Annotated in this window: 16 protein-coding genes and 1 pseudogene; 8 read left to right on the top strand and 9 right to left on the bottom strand. The window is 72.1% G+C overall.

Annotated features, from left to right (window positions below; all coding sequences use genetic code 11):
* Nucleotides 1-2: 2 nt before the first annotated feature.
* The 4 genes from SCK26_RS13340 to SCK26_RS13355 form a co-directional block, all read right to left on the bottom strand.
* Nucleotides 3-1,721: an ABC transporter substrate-binding protein gene (locus SCK26_RS13340; RefSeq protein ID WP_318201524.1), complete on the bottom strand. Its 1,719-nt coding sequence runs from the start codon at nt 1,719-1,721 to the stop codon at nt 3-5.
* A gap of 234 nt (nt 1,722-1,955) precedes the next feature.
* Complete coding sequence (locus tag SCK26_RS13345; RefSeq protein WP_318201525.1) at nt 1,956-2,051, bottom strand: Ms4533A family Cys-rich leader peptide; 96 nt, start codon at nt 2,049-2,051, stop codon at nt 1,956-1,958.
* Between the two features lie 57 nt (nt 2,052-2,108).
* The gene (locus SCK26_RS13350; protein WP_318201526.1) at nt 2,109-3,416 is read right to left on the bottom strand and encodes a DUF3152 domain-containing protein; all 1,308 of its coding nucleotides are present in this window, start codon (nt 3,414-3,416) and stop codon (nt 2,109-2,111) included.
* A gap of 256 nt (nt 3,417-3,672) precedes the next feature.
* A complete protein-coding gene (locus SCK26_RS13355) occupies nt 3,673-4,659 on the bottom strand; it encodes an alpha/beta hydrolase (RefSeq protein WP_318201527.1) in 987 nt (328 codons plus the stop codon).
* Between the two features lie 196 nt (nt 4,660-4,855).
* Between SCK26_RS13355 and SCK26_RS13360 the strand changes: the two genes are divergently transcribed.
* From SCK26_RS13360 to SCK26_RS13375, 4 genes are all read left to right on the top strand, one after another.
* Nucleotides 4,856-5,089 (top strand): hypothetical protein, encoded by a 234-nt coding sequence (locus tag SCK26_RS13360; protein WP_318201528.1) that lies wholly within the window; start codon nt 4,856-4,858, stop codon nt 5,087-5,089.
* A gap of 178 nt (nt 5,090-5,267) precedes the next feature.
* Nucleotides 5,268-5,909: a TetR/AcrR family transcriptional regulator gene (locus SCK26_RS13365; protein WP_318201529.1), complete on the top strand. Its 642-nt coding sequence runs from the start codon at nt 5,268-5,270 to the stop codon at nt 5,907-5,909.
* Between the two features lie 165 nt (nt 5,910-6,074).
* A complete protein-coding gene (locus tag SCK26_RS13370; RefSeq protein WP_030614747.1) occupies nt 6,075-6,302 on the top strand; it encodes a DUF3107 domain-containing protein in 228 nt (75 codons plus the stop codon).
* A 217-nt stretch (nt 6,303-6,519) separates the two neighbouring features.
* Entirely contained in the window at nt 6,520-6,789 is a 270-nt protein-coding gene (locus SCK26_RS13375) for a hypothetical protein (RefSeq protein WP_318201530.1), read from the top strand.
* Between the two features lie 38 nt (nt 6,790-6,827).
* Here the strand turns inward: SCK26_RS13375 and SCK26_RS13380 are convergent, their stop codons facing one another.
* Nucleotides 6,828-7,574 (bottom strand): ferritin-like fold-containing protein, encoded by a 747-nt coding sequence (locus SCK26_RS13380; RefSeq protein ID WP_318201531.1) that lies wholly within the window; start codon nt 7,572-7,574, stop codon nt 6,828-6,830.
* A 523-nt stretch (nt 7,575-8,097) separates the two neighbouring features.
* Between SCK26_RS13380 and SCK26_RS13385 the strand changes: the two are divergent.
* Together SCK26_RS13385 and SCK26_RS13390 are read left to right on the top strand one after the other, a co-directional pair.
* Nucleotides 8,098-10,778, top strand: a pseudogene (locus SCK26_RS13385) (DEAD/DEAH box helicase).
* Nucleotides 10,779-10,907: 129 nt separating this feature from the next.
* Entirely contained in the window at nt 10,908-11,801 is an 894-nt protein-coding gene (locus SCK26_RS13390; protein ID WP_318201532.1) for an alpha/beta hydrolase, read from the top strand.
* On the opposite strand, the gene SCK26_RS13395 is transcribed toward SCK26_RS13390, so the two are convergent.
* Entirely contained in the window at nt 11,798-12,706 is a 909-nt protein-coding gene (locus tag SCK26_RS13395) for an NYN domain-containing protein (protein ID WP_318205997.1), read from the bottom strand. The genes SCK26_RS13390 and SCK26_RS13395 overlap by 4 nt on opposite strands.
* Nucleotides 12,707-12,913: 207 nt before the next feature.
* Here SCK26_RS13395 and SCK26_RS13400 point away from each other — a divergent pair, with 207 nt between their 5' ends.
* Complete coding sequence (locus SCK26_RS13400; protein ID WP_318201533.1) at nt 12,914-13,066, top strand: hypothetical protein; 153 nt, start codon at nt 12,914-12,916, stop codon at nt 13,064-13,066.
* Between the two features lie 55 nt (nt 13,067-13,121).
* Here SCK26_RS13400 and SCK26_RS13405 read toward each other — a convergent pair whose 3' ends face one another.
* The 3 genes from SCK26_RS13405 to SCK26_RS13415 form a co-directional block, all read right to left on the bottom strand.
* On the bottom strand, nt 13,122-13,727 hold the full coding sequence (locus SCK26_RS13405; protein ID WP_318201534.1) for a MarC family protein: 606 nt from the start codon (nt 13,725-13,727) through the stop codon (nt 13,122-13,124).
* A gap of 73 nt (nt 13,728-13,800) precedes the next feature.
* Nucleotides 13,801-14,658 carry a PHP domain-containing protein gene (locus SCK26_RS13410; RefSeq protein WP_318201535.1) on the bottom strand — a complete coding sequence of 286 codons (858 nt, stop codon included), beginning with the start codon at nt 14,656-14,658 and terminating at the stop codon, nt 13,801-13,803.
* 179 nt (nt 14,659-14,837) lie between these two features.
* Nucleotides 14,838-15,479, bottom strand: a complete 642-nt coding sequence (locus tag SCK26_RS13415; protein WP_318201536.1) for a DUF6758 family protein — start codon at nt 15,477-15,479, stop codon at nt 14,838-14,840.
* A gap of 169 nt (nt 15,480-15,648) precedes the next feature.
* Between SCK26_RS13415 and SCK26_RS13420 the strand changes: the two genes are divergently transcribed.
* Nucleotides 15,649-16,872: an MFS transporter gene (locus tag SCK26_RS13420; RefSeq protein WP_318201537.1), complete on the top strand. Its 1,224-nt coding sequence runs from the start codon at nt 15,649-15,651 to the stop codon at nt 16,870-16,872.
* The last annotated feature ends 19 nt before the right edge of the window (nt 16,873-16,891 follow it).

Below are 16,891 nucleotides of genomic sequence, written 5' to 3' on the forward strand. Positions count from 1 at the left end.
CGCTACTTCACCGCGACCTGGGAGACGTCCAGGACACCGGTCCAGTCGCTGATGACGATGTTCTTGACGTCCTTGCCGTACAGGCGCTTGTAGACCGGGTGGAACAGCGGCACGACGAGGGCCTTGTCGCCGATCTTCTTGTCCAGCGCGCCCCAGCGCCGGGCGGCGGCGTCGAGGTCGGTCAACTTGTTGATCGCGTCGATCTCGTCGTTGACGGACGTGTCGTCCAGCAGGCCCGTGTTGAAGTTCGCTCCGTCCTTGACGATCTGCCGGCCGTCGAAGATGGGCGCGAGGAAGGGACCGCCGGACGGCCAGTCCGCGCCCCAGTGGGCGAGGAAGAGGCCCGGCTCGGACTTCACGCTGTGGATCTTGTCCTTGTAGTCGTTCTCCTCCAGGCCCTGGAGCTTGACCGTGATGCCGGCCTTCTTCAGCGCGTCCTGGACGGCGGTGGCGATCTCCGGGCTGGTCTCGAAGTCCTTGCTGTTGGAGTGGGTCAGCGTGATGGTGAGACCGTTCTTGTGACCGGCCTGCGCGAGCAGCTCCCTGGCCTTCGCCGGGTTGCCGGACTCGCCGGCCGGGAACGGGTCGTACGGCGTGTGGCCGAAGGACTTCTGGTCGGGCAGGAAGGTGGTGGCGGGCTCGGCGAGGGCGCTGCCGCCGGCCGCGTTGACCACGGAGGAGCGGTCGATGGCGTACGCGATCGCCTGACGCACCTTGGGGTTGTCGAACGGCTTCACCTCGGGGTTGAACGCGAGGTAGTCGGTGTAGCCGAAGTGGCCGGTGCCCACGCGCGCGGCCAGTTCCTTGTCGCCGCTGACCTTGGCCAGTTCGGCGGGGCCAAGGTTGGTGTCCGTGGTGACGGCGGCGGCGTCCGCGCCCTGGGACGCGGACAGCCGCTGGTTGATCACCGAGGAGTCGAGGCCGGAGCGCACGTCGATGGTGTCCGGGTACGCCTTGCGCTCGGCGTCGGTCGCCGCCGACCAGTTCGGGTTGCGCTCCAGGACGAGGTGCTCGCCGTCGTTCTCGTTCTTGACGACCTTGTAGGGGCCGGAGGAGACCGGGTGCGACTCGTACTCGGTGCCGGTGTCCTTGCTCTTGGGCACCGGGGTGAACTGCGTCTGCGTGGCCAGGTACGGGAACTCGCCCTCGGGCTTGTTCAGGTGGAAGACGATGGTCCGCTCGTCCGGCGTCCCGATCGCGGCGAGGCCCTTCTTGTCCTTGTACGGCCCCTGGTAGTCGGCGGCGCCGACCAGCCAGTCCCGCAGGTAGGGCGCGCCGCCGGAGAGTTCGGGGGCGAAGGAGCGCTCGATGCCGTACTTGATGTCGGCCGAGGTGATCGGCGTGCCGTCCTCGTACTTGAGGCCCTTCTTCAGGGTGTACGTCCACACGGTCGCGTCCTTGTTGGGGCGTCCGGTGTCGGTGGCGAGGTCCGGGACGACCTTCGCGCCGGCCTCGCCGTTCTCGCGGTTGCGCGTGGTGAGGGTGCGGAAGACCAGCGAGGGGACGTTTCCGCCGCCGGAGGTGTACAGGCGCGCGGGGTCGAAGTCGCTCTGCGGCTGGGAGTTCAGGATCGTGAGCGTGCCGCCCTTGCGGGGCGCGGAGTCGCCACCGGAAGCCTTGGCATCGCTGTCCTTCGGGCCACAGGCGGCGACGCCCGCTGCCACGACCAGGCTGACGGATGCCGCTGCCACGCGGCGCGCTCTGACGGACGGTTGACGCATCGGAATGACGACCTCTCGGGGTGACGAGTCGGGTTGACCAGTGGATTGATCAACGTTGATCGAGTGCTTCTCGACGGATGGATCGAGAGTTTCTCGACAGGTGAGACATGTGGACGAGGAATGAGACGACTGCGGACAGACGTCGGCCCCGGCGTCGGGTCGTCGAAAAATCCGTGACACGGTCACGGAGAAAAGGAGTGAACAGTCGCGACGCGAACGCCGAGGGAGGCGCCGTCAGCGACAGTGGATGTCGGCCACGCAGAGTGCGGTCACGCCGATGAGCGCCAGCTCGATGGAGGCGCTCGCGGGGACGGCGTGACTGGACCACATGCGCAGAAATATGAATGAACATGCGGGCTTATGTCAATCTGACATAAGCGGCGCGCGTCAACTCCCCGGATACGGCCAGGGGTTGGCCCGGCAGTGGATCCCGTCGTGGTCCAGGAACTTGGTCTGCTGCTGCATCACGGGCGCCAGCTCGCCGTCCTTCTGGCAGGTGACGTGTCCGTGGCCGAGCCGGTGGCCGACCTCGTGGTTGATCAGCATCTGCCGGTACGCGTGGATCCGGTCACCGTATGTCGTGCTGCCCTGAGCCCACCGGTAGGCATTGATCATGACGCGTTCGGTCGCGGCCGAGTCGCAGGAAACGTTGTCCTCGGTCGTGTCCAGGCCGGACTTGGCGCACCACTTGGCGGTGGTGCCGGGGCTGGCCAGCGTGATCACGAAGTCGGGCGTGCCGGAGGAGATGCGCTCGAAGGTGCGCGCGCCGCCGTGGGCCCAGCTGCGCCGGTCGTTGAGGGTCTTCTGCACGGCCTCGGCGAACAGCGCGCCGTCCAGTCCGAGGCCCTGCTCGACATCGACGCGGTAGCGGTACTTCTGCCCGGTGCCGGGCGCCTTGTCGAACCCGGGCACGACGTCGAACCTCCCCGGCCCGCGCAGGCCGGCGCCGAGCGGGTAGGTCCGGCTCATCTTCTGCTCGTACGTCAACGGCGCCGTGCTCGGCACGGCCGCGGGCGCCGGTGCGCCGGAGGCGCGGGTGCCGTGGGCGTGGCCGGCGGACCGGGACCGTACGTCCGCGTCGTCCCGCGTCTTGGCGACCTGGCCGGCGACGATCACCGCGAGCACGGTGGTGACGGCGGCCGCCGCGATACCGGTGAACGCCCGCCCCCTGGCGCCGCCGCGCTGCGCGGGCACACCGGCGCCGGACCCCTGCGGCGGCTCGGCCGGCCGTCCTGCGGTACGGCGCGCGGAGCCGGAGCCGGGACCGGCCGGGACGTCAGCGGTGTCCTCGCGCCGGGCACGGCGCGGGCGGGCGCCGTCGAAGGCTTCGAGGTACTCCTGCCGGGGGCCGCCGGTTCCGGACCTCGAACCGCGCCCGGAACCGCCGTCCGGCCCCGCCTGCCGCTGCCGGGGCAGCACCGCACCGGGCACGCCGCCGTCGACGGCACCGGGCACACCGTGCCCGGGAGCGGCGCCGGGAGCCCCGGAGCCCTCGCGTGCGGGGTCGCCGCCGGAGGAGCCGGGCGTACCGTGCGCGGGAGTGCCGTCGGACCCGCGCGAGCCGCCGCGGCCGGCGGCTCCACCGGGCGGGACCGGGCCGCCGGACCGGCCGGCGAACTCTCCCCAGCCGCCTCCGGCTTCCCGCTGCTCGGGATGCCCGCCCCGCGCGGAATCGGCTTCCGGCCGACGCGGCACACCGCGTGCGGGGGTGCCGCCGGAGAACTGGGGCGTGCTCCGTCCCGCGGAGCCGTCGGGCCGCCCCGGAGCGCCGTCGCGCGGGCCCGGCGTCGGCGCGCCGCCCGCCGGCTCCCCGTGCCGGGCCGCGGCCTCGGGGCGGGGTCCGGCCGGCCGTCGGCGCGGTTGCCGTGTCTGCCGGTGCGTTCTGCGGTTATGTCCGTCGTCTCGGCCTTGGGGGCCGGTCCGCGGCGGCTGTGGCGTCCCACCCTGGCCCTCAGCTCCTCGCGCCCGGGACGGTGCTGTCGGTGCCGGGCGGCTGCGCGAGCAGTTCCCGGAAGGCGCCGGCGACCACGTCGGGGTACTCCATCATCGCCACGTGCCCGGCGTCCGGCAGGGTCACCAGCCGGGAGCAGCGGAAGGCGCGGGCGGCCTTGCGGGCCATGCGGAAGCCGACGAGCTGGTCGCGGCCGCCGTAGACGAGCAGGGTGGGGGCCAGTACCCGTTCGGCCTGGCGCCACAGTCCGTGCTGCCCGCCGAGCGTGTAGGCGTTCACGATGCCGCGTGCGGAGCGGGCCATCGCGTCCCAGAAGTACGGCAGCCGCAGCCGCCGTTCCAGTTCCTCCACGGCCTGCCGGAAGGCCTCGGGCGTCACCCGCTCCGGATCGCCCCAGCAGAGCCCCATCACCCCGCGCACCCGCTGCTCGGGAGTCCATTCCCTGGTGAGCCGGGTGAACAGGGCCGCGATCCCGGGCACGCCGAGCAGCCCCGTCGGCACCGCGGTGCGCTGGATGCGCAGCTCGGGCAGGGCGGGCGAGACGAGCGTGAGCGTGCGGACGAGGTCGGGGCGTACGGCGGCCACGCGCGTGGCGACCGCGCCGCCGAGGGAGTTGCCGAAGAGATGGACCGGGCCGCGGCCGGCCGCGTCGAGATGACGGATCACCGCGCGCGCGTGCCCGGTGACGGAGTAGTCGCCGTCGTCCGGTGGCGGCGAGTCGCCGAAGCCCGGCAGGTCGACCGCCTCGCTGTCCACGACGCCGTCCAGTTCCGCCATGAGCGACGACCAGTTCTGCGAGGAGCCGCCGAGACCGTGGACGTACAGCGCGGGCGGCAGGCCCTCGCGCGCCGGCGGCCGGGACCGGATCGTCAGCGTGACACCGGGCAGTGCCACCGACCGCAGCCGCTCGCCGTCACCGGCCCGGACGGGCGCCACTCGTGGAAGAACACTGGCGGCCGGCACGGACGGCGACTCGGTCGAAGACATGCGGCAATGTTACGAGGTGATCACGTCCGGTTTCATGTGTTCGCCGTCACAGAATGGATCGTATTCGGACGGAGAACCGGTCGGCGAACGGGCCTGACGGCATGGCGTCCGGATCAGCAGTCTCCTAGGCTCGTACAGAGGGCACCCGCGTGTGGCCCCTGCTGTTCCAGGGACGTTCGTAGGAAGGGAGCCCACCATGGCCTATGACCCCACAGAGCCCGACGCGATCGAGGACATCGACGAGCTGGAGCCCGACGCGGTGGCGGAGTTCGGCGTCGAGGCACCCGAGGTGGACGCCGCCGAGCAGCACACGGACATCGCGCCGGACCGTGACGACCCCTTGACGAGCGTGGATCCGGACCGCGGGAACGAGGCCGATCTACTGGAGCAGGCGCGCGTGGTCACGCTCGACGAGGACGACTACCGCTGACCTCGCGGGACCCCGGCCCGCCCGCTCCGGACCCGCGGCCGGCCTCCTGAGGGCGCCGCACGGCTTTCGCCGCCGTCCGCTACGTGAAATTCTGCGCTCGCACCGCGCACACCACTGTTACCGAAAAGTACGATGGCCGCGCGGCCGACACCGCATGTGGACGACTTTGGGAGGCGGCGTGACAGCCATCGAGCAGACTGAGGCAGCACGCCCGCGTGGCACGCGCCTGCCGCGCCGAGCCCGGCGGAACCAGTTGCTGGGCGCCGCTCAGGAGGTTTTCGTCGCGCAGGGCTACCACGCCGCGGCGATGGACGACATCGCCGAGCGGGCCGGGGTGAGCAAGCCGGTGCTCTACCAGCACTTCCCCGGCAAGCTCGACCTCTACTTGGCGCTGCTGGACCAGCACTGCGAGTCGCTGATCCAGGCCGTGCGGGGCGCGCTCGCCTCGACGACCGACAACAAGCAGCGCGTCCGGGCGACCATGGACGCCTACTTCGCCTATGTGGAGGACGACGGCGGGGCCTTCCGGCTGGTCTTCGAGTCCGACCTGACGAACGAGCCCGCGGTGCGCGAGCGCGTGGACAAGGTCGCCACCGAGTGCGCCGAGGCGATCTGCGACGTCATCGCCGAGGACACCGGCCTGTCCCGGGCGGAATCGATGCTGCTCGCCTCGGGCCTCGGCGGACTCGCCCAGGTGGTCGCCCGTTCCTGGCTGCACAGCGACCGCAGCGTTCCGCGCGACCAGGCGGTGCAGTTGCTGGCCTCGCTGGCCTGGCGGGGCATCGCCGGCTTCCCGCTGCACGGCACCGAGCACCACTGACCGGCGTTCCTCCGGGTGCGCCGGGCGCGTTTTCCGGTTTGTTCCCGGCCGGTGTTCGCTCGTGGCGTTCCGTCCCGCGGCGTACGGGTCGCCTCACCGGGCTAATGTGTGCTGGGTACGGCGCGGTTGATCGCGCACATCACTGACCGTCGGAGGGACATAGCCGTGGAGGTCAAGATCGGCGTGCAGCACGCGCCCCGCGAGATCGTTCTGGAGAGCGGTCAGAGCGTCGAGGAGGTCGAGGGCATCGTGGCCGAGGCCCTCGCCGGCAAGACGGGGCTCCTCAGCCTCCAGGACGAGAAGGGCCGCAAGGTCCTGGTGCCGACGGACCGGCTGGCCTACGTGGAGATCGGCGAGCCGACCGTGCGCAAGGTCGGTTTCGGCGCGCTCTGAACCGCAGGCGTGGCGAAGGGCCCGGCGGCCGTGTGCCGCCGGGCCCTTCGTATGCCCCGCGCGCCCCGGCCGTACGTGTGAACGCGCCCTTGCGCCGTATGGTCCGCACACACATACGGAGCACGACTTCTCCACAGCCAAGGATTGCAATCCGCAGGTCACGGGTATGACGGGCTACAACCGTCGAGCCGGACCGGCCGTGGGAGGGACCCCCGACATGATCTACGAAGCACTCGGCTCCGCCGTGCTCGGTCTGATCCTCGCCTGGGCGGGGGCGCACCGCCTCGCCCACCGGCTGCCGGCCCGCCCGCTGGTGTACTCGACGGGCGTCGCCGGAGCCCTCTTCGGCGACTTCGTCACCCGCACCGCCCTGGGCCCCGGCACCGCGCTGCTCAGCCTGCTGGGTGCCGCGGTCATCTCGGTGGCCTCGCTGTCCCTGCTGCTGCGCCCGGCGGGCGGCCTGCGCCGCCGATCAGCGCCGGCGTAGCGGCTGTGGTGCCGGCGGCGGGCCCGGGCAGCCGCCGCTCAGGCCGCGAGGCCCAGCGCGGCCATCCGCTTGGTGTGCGCCTCGGTGATCCGCGAGAACATCCGCCCGACCTCGGCGAGGTCGAAGCCGTCGGCCACGCCCCCCACGAGCATCGTGGACAGCGCGTCCCGCTCGGCGACCACCCGCTGCGACTGCGACAGCGCCTCGCCCATCAGCCGCCGCGCCCACAGCGCCAGCCGGCCGCCCACGCGCGGGTCGGCGTCGATGGCGGCCCGCACCTTCTCCACCGCGAACCCGGCGTGCCCGGTGTCGTCCAGCACGGCGAGCACCAGTTCACGCGTGTCGGCGTCGAGGCGGGCCGCAACCTCCCGGTAGAAGTCGCTGGCGATCGAGTCGCCGACGTACGCCTTGACCAGGCCCTCCAGCCAGTCCGAGGGCGCGGTCTGGCGGTGGAAGCCGTCGAGCGCGGCCACGAACGGGTCCATGGCGGCCGTCGGCTCCTCGCCGATCTCGGTCAGCCGGTCCCGGAGCCGCTCGAAGTGGTGGAACTCGGCCGAGGCCATCTTCGCCAGCTCCGCCTTGTCCGCGAGGGTCGGCGCGAGCTTGGCGTCCTCCGCGAGCCGCTCGAACGCCGCCAGCTCCCCGTACGCGAGCGCGCCGAGCAGGTCCACGACGGCGGCGCGGTACTGCGGCTCGGCGGACGCCTGCGCCCAGTCCTGGGCGGCGACACCGGTGGGGCCGGAGGGTTCGGCGGACGCGTTCTCAGGCTTGTCAGAGCTACTCATGAGGCGCACAATAGCCCGCTCGGCGGCTCGCTCAAGCCCTCGGCCGATCACCGGGATTCACCCGCCGATCACTGTGACCACCACTACGTGACCGAATCGGCCATCGCATGTGCGTCGATCCGGGGTATGGTGGTAATGCGCCTGCTGAGTGCGTCGACGGTGTTCGACGTGTCCGACAGGCCGCACGCATGAGGATGCCCGGTCGGTGGCCCGATCGGCTCCGACCCGACAGCTCTCCACGGACCGTACGGCTCTGACCGTACGACAACGGGAGAGACCCTCAGCGGTACGAGCGCTAGAGCGTCGGCAGAGGTCCCGTGTCTTACGGCTTGCCCGAGTGGTTCGTCCGTACGGCGGCCGACGTCCCCGGCACGGTCAGACATGATCCCCCGCGCTCGCCTCGCACCGCACACACAGAAGAGGCAGCACCCTGACTACGACGTTTCGTGAACTCGGAATCCTTCCCGAGACCGCCGAGGCCCTGGAAGCCGTCGGCATCATCACTCCCTTCCCCATCCAGGAGATGACACTCCCCGTCGCCCTCTCCGGCACGGATGTCATCGGCCAGGCCAAGACCGGCACCGGCAAGACGCTGGGCTTCGGCCTCCCGCTCCTGGAGCGCGTCACCGTCCCCGCCGACGTGGAGGCCGGACGCGCCACCCCCGACGCCCTCACCGACGCCCCGCAGGCCCTCGTCGTCGTCCCCACGCGCGAGCTGTGCACCCAGGTCACCAACGACCTGCTGACGGCGGGCAAGGTCCGTAACGTCCGCGTCCTCGCGATCTACGGCGGCCGGGCGTACGAGCCGCAGGTCGAGGCCCTGAAGAAGGGCATCGACGTGGTCGTCGGCACCCCGGGCCGGCTGCTCGACCTCGCGGGCCAGAAGAAGCTGGACCTGAGGCACATCAAGAGCCTGGTCCTCGACGAGGCCGACGAGATGCTCGACCTGGGCTTCCTGCCCGACGTCGAGAAGATCATCGGCATGCTGCCGGCCAAGCGCCAGACCATGCTGTTCTCGGCGACCATGCCGGGCGCGGTCATCGGCCTCGCCCGCCGCTACATGTCGCAGCCCGTCCACATCCGCGCCACCGCGCCGGACGACGAGGGCGTGACGGTCGCGAACATCAAGCAGTTCGTCTACCGCGCGCACAACATGGACAAGCCGGAGATGGTCGCCCGCATCCTCCAGGCCGAGGGCCGCGGACTGGCGATGATCTTCTGCCGTACGAAGCGGACGGCCGCCGACATCGCCGAGCAGCTCCAGCGGCGCGGGTTCGCCTCCGGCGCGGTCCACGGCGACCTCGGCCAGGGCGCCCGCGAGCAGGCGCTGCGCGCCTTCCGCAACGGCAAGGTCGACGTCCTGGTCTGCACCGACGTCGCCGCGCGCGGCATCGACGTCGAGGGTGTCACCCACGTCATCAACTACCAGTCCCCCGAGGACGAGAAGACCTACCTGCACCGCGTCGGCCGCACGGGCCGGGCGGGCGCCAAGGGTACGGCGGTCACGTTCGTCGACTGGGACGACATCCCGCGCTGGCAGCTGATCAACAAGGCGCTGGAGCTGGACTTCAACGACCCGGTGGAGACGTACTCCAGCTCTCCGCACCTGTTCTCCGACCTCGGCATCCCCGCGGGCACCAAGGGCGTCCTGCCGCGCTCCGAGCGGACCCGTGCCGGTCTGGACGCGGAGGAGCTGGAGGACCTCGGCGAGACCGGCGGACGAGGCGCGCGCGGCCGTGGCCGTGGCGGCCGGGACGACCGGCCCCAGGCGGACGACCGTGCCCCGTCGGCCGAGCGTGAGCGTCCGGCCCGTACGCCGCGCCGGCGCCGCCGGACGCGCGGCGGCGCGGTGCTGGACGCCTCCCCCGCCGTCGCCACGCCGGCCGCCGAGGCGGCCGGGACGGAGGAGACCCAGTCCACGGCCCGTACCCCCCCCCCCGCCGCCGTCGCCGCACGCGCGGCGGAACGCCCGCGCAGCCGGTGACGGCCGCCACGGCGACCGAGGAGACGCCCGCCGTCGAGCCGGTGGCCGAGGTGGAGACTCCCGCCGTCGAGCCGGTGGCCCGGGTGGCGGCGCCCGCCGCCGTGGAGGAGGCCCCGGAGAAGCCGCGCCGCCGTCGTACGCGGAAGCCGGCGACGGCCGAGCCGGTGCCGGCGGAGGCCACGGCCCCGGTGGCCGAGCCCGTGGTCGCGGACGCCCCGGTGGCGGAGGCCGCGCCGGCGACGGAGACCAAGCCGCGCCGCCGCACCCGCAAGACCGCCGAGCCGGCCGCCGAGGCGGAGACGGCCGTGGCCGCCGCCGAGGCCCCGGAGGAGGCCAAGCCGCGCCGCCGCACCCGCAAGACCGCGGAGCCGGCCGCGCCCGACGCCCCCGAGGCCGAGGCGGAGACCAAGCCGCGCCGCACCCGCAAGACCGCGGCCGCCGCCGACGCTCCCGAGGCTCCCGAAGCCGAGGCCAAGCCCAAGCGCACTCGCAAGACGGCCACCGCCGCACCCGAGGCCACCGAGGCCGCCGAGGCCGAGGTCAAGCCCCGCCGCACCCGGAAGACCGCGGCAGCCGCACCGGAAGCCGCCGACACCGAGGCCAAGCCCAAGCGCACCCGCAAGACCACGGCCGCCGCCGAGGCCACCGCGGAACCCGCCGAAGGCACGGAGGCCAAGCCGCGCCGTACGCGCAAGACCGCGGCCGCCGCCGACGCCCCCGAGGCTCCCGAAGCCGAGGCCAAGCCCAAGCGCACTCGCAAGACGGCCACCGCCGCACCCGAGGCCACCGAGGCCGCCGAGGCCGAGGTCAAGCCCCGCCGCACCCGCAAGACCGCGGCAGCCGCACCCGAGGCCGCCGAGGCCGAAGCCAAGCCGCGCCGCACCCGCAAGACCGCGGCCGCCGCCGAGACCACCGAGGCCCCCGAAGCCGAGGTAAAGCCCCGCCGCACCCGGAAGACGGCCGCCGCCGCGGACGCCGGTGACGGGGAGGCGGTCGCCGCTCCGAAGGCGCGCCGGACGCGCAAGGCCACCGTTGCCGAGGCGGCTGCCCCGGAGATTCCGGCGCAGGCCACCGAGGAGCCGGAGGTCAAGCCGCGGCGCCGGACCCGCAAGGCGGCGGAGTCCGCTGCCGAGGCGGCCGGTGACAGCGCCGGTACGACGACGCCCAAGCCGCGCCGCACCCGCAAGGCCACGGCCGCCGCGGAGGCTCCCGAAGCCTGATCCGGCGGCAAGGCGGCAGCACCGGTCCGATGGCCGGGTCCACGACAGTGGGCCCGGCCATCGGCGTCTCCGGCCGATCCGTCACGGGCCCCGCAGACCCCTTCCCGCCCCTGCCGATAGCCTCTCCCCATGAGCAGGCCCGCCACCTTCGTTCCGCCGCCCGGTGCCCGTGCGTACTCGCTCCGGACGGGGCGCGGGGAGTTCGCCGTGGTCGACGCGCCGGTGGCCGCCGGTGTCGAGCCGAGAGGGGTCGCGCTGCTGCTGCCGGGGTTCACCGGGAGCAAGGAGGACTTCAATCCGCTGCACGTGCCGCTCGCCGAGCGCGGGTACCGGACCGTCGCCGTGGACGGGCGGGGCCAGTTCGAGTCGGACGGCCCGGTGACGGACGAGTCGGCCTACGCGCAGCAGGAGCTGGCGCGGGACGTGCTCGCGCAGGCGGAGGCGGTCGGCGGCCCGGTGCATCTGCTGGGGCACTCCCTCGGCGGCCAGATCGCGCGCGCGGCCGTACTGCTCGACCCCTCGCCCTTTCTGTCGCTCACTCTGATGGCCTCCGGCCCGGCGCGGATCTCCGCGTCCCAGCAGCAGCGTGTGAAGCTGCTCCAGGACGCCCTCGCGGTGCTGGGCATGGCGGAGGTGTGGGAGACGATCCAGGCGATGGAGCCGCCGGAGGAGACGGGGACGCCCGCGCTCGACGCCGGCCTGGACGACCGGGACGACCTGCGGCGCCGCTGGCTGGGCACCAAGCCCGCCCAGCTGCTGGCCACCGGGCGCCAGCTGTGCACGGAGCCGGACCGGGTCGCCGAACTGGCGGCCCTGCCGCTGCCGTTCCATGTGCTGTCGGGCGCGCGGGACGACACCTGGCCGCTGCCGCTGCTCGACGACATGGCCGTACGGCTGGGGGCCCGGCGCACGGTCGTCGAGGACGCCGAGCACTCACCGAACACCGACCGGCCGCTGGAGACGGCGCGGGCGCTGGCCGACTTCTGGGACGACAGCGCCGGGACCGCCCGGAAACCGGCCTAGTACTGCGTCCGCAAGTGCTCCCAGAAGCCGTCCCTGAGCGCGCGGCGCAGCTCCGCCTGGCCGCGCAGGGAGTACTGGAGCAGCGCCTCGGCCTCGACCAGCAGGTCCTGGTCGACGGAGCCGGGCAGGTAGGGATGGCCGGGGAACAGTTCGGCGAGGGCCTCACGGCCCCGGGAGCCGAGCCACTTGGCCGCGATCTGGGCGCCGATGAAGCGGACGTCGTCGCGGGTGGGGCGGGCGGTGCCGGTGGCGTCGTAGGTGGCGGCCGTGCGCCGGGAGACGTACGGCTTGAAGAAGTCCAGGTCGAAGGTGCGCTGGCTGTCGACCTCCCAGAGCAGCGGCTCCGCCTGGTTGCGGCCCTCGGGTGCCTCGATGCCCCAGAGGTGGACGCGGGCGCCGTAGCCTTGGGCCGCCTCGACCGCCGAGACCAGGTCCTCGTCGCCGCCGAGGAGGGCCGCGTCGCTGATCGCGCGGTGCCGCGCCAGTGACTCCAGGTCGGTGCGGATCAGCGAGTCGACGCCCTTCTGCTGGTTGTTGGCGTTGAGGTTGCCGAGGCGGACCTTGACGTCGGGCAGTTCCGCGATGGCCTGCTGCTCGGCGGTGTGGATGCGGCGCCGGGCGCCGTCGTACCAGTAGACGCGCAGCAGCCGGCTGTCCGCGAAGATCATGCGGGCTCGGTCGATCAGCGCGTCGATCAGACCCTCGGCGTCCACGTCGAAGGCCCGGCGGTCCTCGGTTCCGGCGACCAGCCGGCCGGCGGCGGCGTACAGATAACCGGCGTCGACGAAGATCGCGTGGGTGGAGGGCGTCTTCGCCACCTCGGCGAGCATGCGTTCCAGCAGCGCGTTCGTACGGTCGATGCGGGCCCCGAGGACGGCGGCCAGGTCGTCGTTCATCGTCTCCATTGTCCCGGTGGTCACCGTGCGGACTCAACCGGTCCCGCTCGGTCCCTTCCCTTCCGCTTACCGGTCAGTTATTAGTTGTTCGAAAAATTTCTTTAGCGTAGGGAATGTTCGTAACAAAGGACGCGTTGACTACGTACGACACCGGATGCACCGGCTGTCACACCAGTAGTTCTCCGCAGGAGGATGACCAGACGAAGGGAGAAGCCCATGCGCTTCGAAATCATGCGACTCGACGAGATCGACGGCACGGCCGTCGACAGCACCGTCGTGGACGCCGCCTCCGTCAACCGGATCGTTCAGCAGGCCGCCGCCATCGGACAGCGCCTGTGGATCCGCCCGGCCGAGGCCAAGGCCTCGTAGCCCGTACGCGGGCTTTCGCCACTCAAGCTTTCCGGGGGAGCCGAGCCGACGAGGGTCAGCTCCCCCGGATCACCTGAGTGACACCGTTGATGATCTGCTGCACGGCGATCGCGGAGAGCATCATGCCCGCGAGCCGCGTCACCAGGACGACACCGCCGTCCTTGATGACCCGGATGATCAGCAGCGAGTAGCGCATCACCAGCCACAGCACGACATGGATGGCGAGGATCGCGGACCACACCGAGATCTGCGTCGTCACGCTGTCGGCCTTCTGCACGGCCAGGATCACGGACACGATCGCGCCGGGTCCCGCCAGCAGCGGCATGCCGAGCGGCACGAGGGCCACGTTGACGTCCTTGGTCTGCTTCGGCTCGTCGGTCTTGCCGGTGAGCAGGTCCAGCGCGATCAGCAGGAGCAGCAGCCCGCCCGCGATCATCAGCGCGGGCACGGACACGTGCAGGTAGTCGAGGATCTGGTGGCCCAGGACGCCGAAGACGGCGATGACCCCGCCCGCCACGCAGACGGCCTGGAAGGCCATCCGCTTCTGCACCTTGGCCGGCCGTCCGGCGGTCAGGGCGAGGAAGATCGGGGTGATCCCGGGGGGATCCATGATGACGAAAAGGGTCAGGAACAGGGAGCCGAAGACGGCGATGTCGAACATGGGGGAAGTACAGGCCTTGCGGGAAGAGGAGGAACGGGCGTGAGGTGGTACGGCGGACCGGCCCCGGAGGGCCTCAGGCTCCGCCGGTGCCCGGCACCGGGAACGCGCCCGTCGCCCGCCGGGTGATCTCCCCGTACACCTCGGGGTCGGTCGTGTACGCGCCCAGCGCCACGGTCTTGCGGCTGCCGTGGTAGTCGGAGGAGCCCGTGACCAGCAGTCCCAGTTCCCCGGCCAGGCCGCGCAGCCGGGCCCGGGCGTCGGCGTCGTGGTCCATGTGGTCGACCTCGATGCCGTCCAGTCCGGCCTCGGCCATCTCCGCGATGCGGGAGTCGGGCACGGTGCGGCCCCGCTTGGCGGCGGCCGGGTGGGCGAAGACGCAGACTCCGCCGGCGGCCTTGACCAGCCGTATGGCCTCGAAGGGGTCGGTCTCGTGCTTCTCCACGAAGGCCCGCCCGCCGTCGGCCAGCCACTCCTCGGTGAACGCGTCGCTCACCGTCGGCACGACCCCCAGCTCCACCAGCGCGGTGGCGATGTGCGGACGCCCGACGGAGCCGCCGGCGGCGATCCGCTCGACCTGCTCCCAGGTGACCGGCACACCCAGCGCGTTCAGCTTGGCGATCATGCCCTTGGCCCGCGGCACCCGGTCGTCCCGGACCAGCTCCCGCTCGGCGAGCAGGGCGGGCTCCTCGGGATCGAAGAGGTAGGCCAGCATGTGCATCGAGATGCCGTCGACCCGGCAGGACAGCTCGGCCCCGGTGACCAGCGTCAGCCCCTCGGGCAGCGCGGCGACGGCCTCGCCGTACCCGCGGGTGGTGTCGTGATCGGTCAGCGCGACGACGTCCAGTCCGGCCGCGGCGGCGTTGCGCACCAGCTCGGCCGGGGTGTCCGTGCCGTCGGAGGCCATGGAGTGGCAGTGCAGATCGATGCGCACGACGACTCCAGACAGGCGGACGGAAGGGACACGGACACCTAAGGATACCGGTGTTTTCCCTCCCGGCCGTCACACCCGAACCCGGTCGGCGCCCCCTACGACGAGCCGCCCCGGCGGCGCGGCCGGCCCACCGTCACCGAACGACCGCCGGCACGCGGAGCCCGGCGTCCCGGCGGGTGTCACGGCCGGAGCAGGCGCGGCGACAGCGCTCCGCAGGGCACCAGGTCTATCTCCGCGCCCGCGTCCCGCAGATCCGTCAGCACCAGTTCGTCGTACATGAGCAGCCCGGACCGCTCGGGCCAGATCACCGCCCAGAGCCACATGCCGAGCGCCTCGCCGGCGAAGACGGCCCGGTCGTCGGGCGTGCGGTAGACGTGCCAGAGCGGGGTCGGGCGGCCGGCGGCCAGCACCTTGGCCTGCGGCGGCTTCTCCACGTTCATGTACGACCCCGGGTCCGGGCCGTCGATGCCGGCATAGCGCGCGCCGACGCCGACGCCCAGCTCCTCGGCGATCAGGATCAGCTCACCGGGTCCGCCGAGCGGTCCGGGCCCCGAGCAGGCCACCGCGGTCGCACGGCCGCCGCTGCGGTCGTCCCCGGCGTACGCCACACCCGTGAACAGCCATCCGACGGGCAGCGGCCACGGCATCCACACCGGCACCTGGGTGCGGTGCACGACGACGTTGAGCGCCTCGACGCTGGGCGGGATCACGGGCTGCAGCGGAAACACCGTGCCGTGCACCTCACACTGCCACGCATCGGCGAAGAGTCCGGGAGCCCTGACCCGGCCACCGCATCTCGGGCAACTGGGTTCGCCCCTCATAGACCTCCACGGTCCTACCCGCGACCGCCCACGTCAAGGATGATCACCCGTCCGGACGGAAGAGCCGACCACACGCCTGACCGGCAGATATAGATGCACCTTGCATTAATTAGATGCGCTAACTTACTATGTGTATAACCCAACCATCTAGTCAGGACGGGAGAAGCACATGGACCCCCTGGACGCGGGAGCCGGCGGCCTGCTGCGACAGCCCAAGGCGGTCTGGGCCACGGCCGGCGCCTCCGTCGTCGCCTTCATGGGCATCGGCCTCGTGGACCCGATCCTGCCGTCGATCGCCGAGGGCCTCGACGCCACCCCCAGCCAGGTCTCCCTGCTCTTCACCTCGTACTTCCTGATCACGGCCGTCGCGATGCTGCTGACCGGCTTCGTCTCCAGCCGGATCGGCGGCAAGAAGACCCTGCTGCTCGGCCTCGCGTTCGTGGTCGTGTTCGCGGGCCTGGCCGGCACTTCCGGCTCGGTCGGCCAGCTCGTCGGCTTCCGGGCCGGCTGGGGCCTCGGCAACGCCCTGTTCGTCTCCACCGCCCTCGCGGTGATCGTGGGCGCGGCGGCCGGAGGCAGCGCGGCGGCGATCCTGCTGTACGAGTCCGCGCTCGGCCTCGGCATGGCCTGCGGTCCGCTGCTCGGCGCGGTCCTCGGCAACTCCAGCTGGCGCTATCCGTTCTTCGGCACGGCCACGCTGATGGCGATCGGCTTCCTGTGCATCACGGCGTTCCTGAAGGAGCAGCCGCGGCCGGCCCGCAAGACCTCGGTCCTGGACCCGCTCAAGGCGCTCGGCCACGGCGGTCTGGCCTCGGCGGCGGTCTCCGCGTTCTTCTACAACTACACGTTCTTCACCGTGCTGGCCTTCACGCCGTTCGTGCTGGACATGACGCCGTACCGGTCGGGCGCGGTGTTCTTCGCCTGGGGCCTGCTGCTCGCCGTCTTCTCGGTGATCGTGGCCCCGCGCGCGCAGGAGCGGTTCGGCTCGCTGAAGGTGCTCGGCGGCTCGCTGGTGCTGCTCGCGGCGGACGTGCTCGTGCTCGGCTACGGCAACCACACCACGGCCATCGTCTGCACGATCCTGTCCGGCGCCTTCATCGGCGTGAACAACACCGTCTACACCGAGCTGGCCCTCGGCGTGTCGGACGCCCCGCGCCCGGTGGCGAGCGCGGGCTACAACTTCGTGCGCTGGTTCGCCGCCGCCGCGGCGCCCTACTTCGCCCCGAAGATCGAGGAGTGGACCGACATCCACGTCCCGTTCGTGGTCGCGGCCGTCACGGCGGTCCTGGGCGCGCTCGTGGTCCTCGTCCGCCGCCGGTCCCTCGTCCACGACGCGGAAGAGCTCCAGGCCGGGCACGCGACCGAGGACGGCGTCGGGGTGTTCGCCAACTGACCGGATCCGGCCTTGTGTT

The organism is Streptomyces sp. SCL15-4 (assembly GCF_033366695.1).
Classification (GTDB): Bacteria; Actinomycetota; Actinomycetes; order Streptomycetales; family Streptomycetaceae; genus Streptomyces.